This window comes from Lysinibacillus sp. NPDC056232, assembly GCF_042267565.1.
In the GTDB taxonomy this organism is placed as follows: Bacteria; Bacillota; Bacilli; order Bacillales_A; family Planococcaceae; genus Lysinibacillus.
Genome location: NZ_JBHJTF010000089.1, coordinates 1 through 2,538, shown reverse-complemented (window position 1 = coordinate 2,538; position 2,538 = coordinate 1). Strand labels below are relative to the sequence as shown.

Sequence of the window (2,538 nt, the reverse complement as noted above, 5' to 3'; positions counted from 1 at the left end):
TTGCAGAGAGAAGTGCAGATTGAATCATTTGTTGATCAGTCGTATCGATCAAGGGATGCCGCTTCAAACAGATCCAACTCATGGCATATTTTTACTTTTGCTTGATTATCAAAATTCCCATCACTTTGCCAAACAAAATTTGATAATAGGTTTCCTCTACCAAATATCTCGTCCATTAATATCTTTAGGTACTGTATCGAATGGTCATCGATTGATACGAATATAATCCCATCTTCTGTAAGAAATTCTTTAGCTAAGAGTAACCTAGGATACATCATACATAGCCATTTATCATGTCTATTTAAGTCTTCAGATTCCTTACCTACAACCTTATTAATCCATTCTTTTATACGGGGATCATTTACATTATCATTATATTTCCAACCCTCTTTACCTGTATTATAAGGGGGATCAATATAAATACACTTTATCTTACCTTTGTATTTTGGTAATAACGCCTTTAACGTTACAAGATTATCTCCTTCTATAAATAAATTCGAATTTCCGCCTGAACTAACGGAAATTTCTTTAATTTCACTCAGTGAGTTTATTGGTAAATTTTTATAGTGTGAAACAACTTTATCTTTTCCGATCCAATCTAAAACTGGCATTATCTCACTTCCTTTTATCATTAATACTTTATCTAACTAGTAAAACACTTAAACAAACTAACCAATTTGAATTACCAACCCAATTAGAATTAATTTTCAGATTAACATTCGAATTGTGATTTCAATATGAATACTCCTATTACTAGTCTAACAGATATACCTTAATATTATTATTCCTTAAAAATTATAATTATTTTCATTCAATTTCATTATGATGTTCCTCTATATAACCCAACTGTTTTTCGTTTACTTCAACTCGTAAATTATTTTAACTGCCCAACTTCACCTTCAAAACGTTGACCTACAGCACAACAGAGTTTCAAACACAAGAGTTTGAGCTGGATTTGGCACTTGTTCATTGGGATGAAGATTTATATTTACAAAATGGTAAATAGAAGAGTCAATACCATCTATGGAGTGTCAAATATCCATTTCAAACTCAATGTATACAGTGTTATTTTAACGAGAGGCCATGATGGCACGATTATTTATATACTGCCCAACCAGGCATCTATTAAGAAATCAATTAAATATTCCTGTATTATAGATAGTTATTAAATATGCCTATAAATTTGAAAGTGATATTTGCATTCAAACTATCATAGAAATGAAAAAATTTGAGTACACAATTACACAAGTTTTCATTCAGCCAATCATAATTATTAAAACATTAATTCGTATAATTGTTACGCTATCTACTAGACTTTCTAGTTATAAAAAATACATCCGCAAATCCTATACTCTTTTAAGTAAAATCATTTTTTTTAAATATATATTATTAACATGAATAAGCCATAGTATCCCAGGTTAAAGGGATACTATGGCTTTTCTTTAATTAAATATCAAATAGGAGCTGATCTTATGACAAAACTAATCCCAGCGAAACGTGTAGACATAGTTCAAGTTAAATTAATACGTGAAAAAACGATGCTATATAAAGAACGCAAAATCCGTTCACCTCATGCAGCGTATGAATTAATGCGAGATTTCTTAGGTGATGTCGATCGTGAACATTTCATCGTTCTTTGCCTCGATACGAAAAACCAGCCGACATGTATCCAAACTGTTCACATTGGTAGCCTCAACTCTAGCATCGTTCATCCACGTGAAGTGCTGAAATCCGCTTTACTAAGTAATGCCGCTTCTATCATTGTTGCACATAATCATCCAAGTAACATCTGTGATCCAAGTTCAGAAGATATTTCTATTACAGAACGCTTAAAAAAGGCATGTGAAATTGTAGGTTTGGATTTACTAGATCACTTAATCATTTGCTCAGACTCTTTCAAATCATTAAAAGAAGATGGTCACATTTAAAGGAGGTGAGCTATAATGTTAAATAAAGTTATCATTCCGTTAGTAACAACAATCATTACAGAAGTTTTTAAAGAAAAAAAGAAAAATAATTAGTTCCAAGTAGAGCGTAGGAATACCTATGCTCTTTTTTGGGGATTTTTCAAATTGTAGATAGCTTTATATGTATAATAACAAATCTCATATTTCATAGTCTTCTTTACACTAATTGTGGGAAGGTTAATTAACTCGATTGTTCCCTGTAACTTTTGTATATACATGTCGTATGGACTTACTTTATTCATTAGATCACATATAACATAATCATCTTTAATTTTCCCCTCTATATTCTCGTATCTTTTCTCTTTTATCATCTTTTGTAAGATAGATTTTTTCAGACTCTCTATACCCATAGCATATATCTGGTTAAGCTGATCAATAAATTTCCTTTTGCAAACCCAGCCCTTATTAATGTGATTTTCAATAATGAATTTCTTTGTCATCAACCCTTTAATTTGAGTTAATCGAACAACCTTCTTACACAATTTTTCTTTCAATTTATATCTCAGTTCCTTATCCAGACCTTCATATTTTTTATTATTAAAATAAGTTTTAGTAACCTTTATCTCAAGAG

At 30.7% G+C, this 2,538-nt stretch carries 3 protein-coding genes and 1 pseudogene; 2 read left to right on the top strand and 2 right to left on the bottom strand.

Annotated elements, in window-relative coordinates; all coding sequences use genetic code 11:
• Nucleotides 1-35 precede the first annotated feature (35 nt).
• Complete coding sequence (locus ACFCYJ_RS27345; protein ID WP_376079096.1) at nucleotides 36-611, bottom strand: DNA methyltransferase; 576 nt, start codon at nucleotides 609-611, stop codon at nucleotides 36-38.
• Nucleotides 612-901: 290 nt separating this feature from the next.
• On the opposite strand from ACFCYJ_RS27345, the pseudogene ACFCYJ_RS27340 reads away from it, so the two are divergent.
• Together ACFCYJ_RS27340 and ACFCYJ_RS27335 are read left to right on the top strand one after the other, a co-directional pair.
• A pseudogene (locus ACFCYJ_RS27340) lies at nucleotides 902-1,158 on the top strand (DNA/RNA helicase domain-containing protein); the annotation flags it as partial.
• Between the two features lie 314 nt (nucleotides 1,159-1,472).
• Nucleotides 1,473-1,928, top strand: a complete 456-nt coding sequence (locus ACFCYJ_RS27335; RefSeq protein ID WP_376079094.1) for a JAB domain-containing protein — start codon at nucleotides 1,473-1,475, stop codon at nucleotides 1,926-1,928.
• 116 nt (nucleotides 1,929-2,044) lie between these two features.
• On the opposite strand, the gene ACFCYJ_RS27330 is transcribed toward ACFCYJ_RS27335, so the two are convergent.
• Nucleotides 2,045-2,538: hypothetical protein (locus ACFCYJ_RS27330; RefSeq protein ID WP_376079092.1), on the bottom strand; the 494-nt coding region annotated here is incomplete at its 5' end.

What these genes read in the sequence shown, in the direction of transcription:
- ACFCYJ_RS27345 (WP_376079096.1), bottom strand. Translation starts at nt 611, where the DNA reads ATGCCAGTTTTAGATTGGATCGGAAAAGATAAAGTTGTTTCACACTAT.
- ACFCYJ_RS27335 (WP_376079094.1), top strand. Translation starts at nt 1,473, where the DNA reads ATGACAAAACTAATCCCAGCGAAACGTGTAGACATAGTTCAAGTTAAA.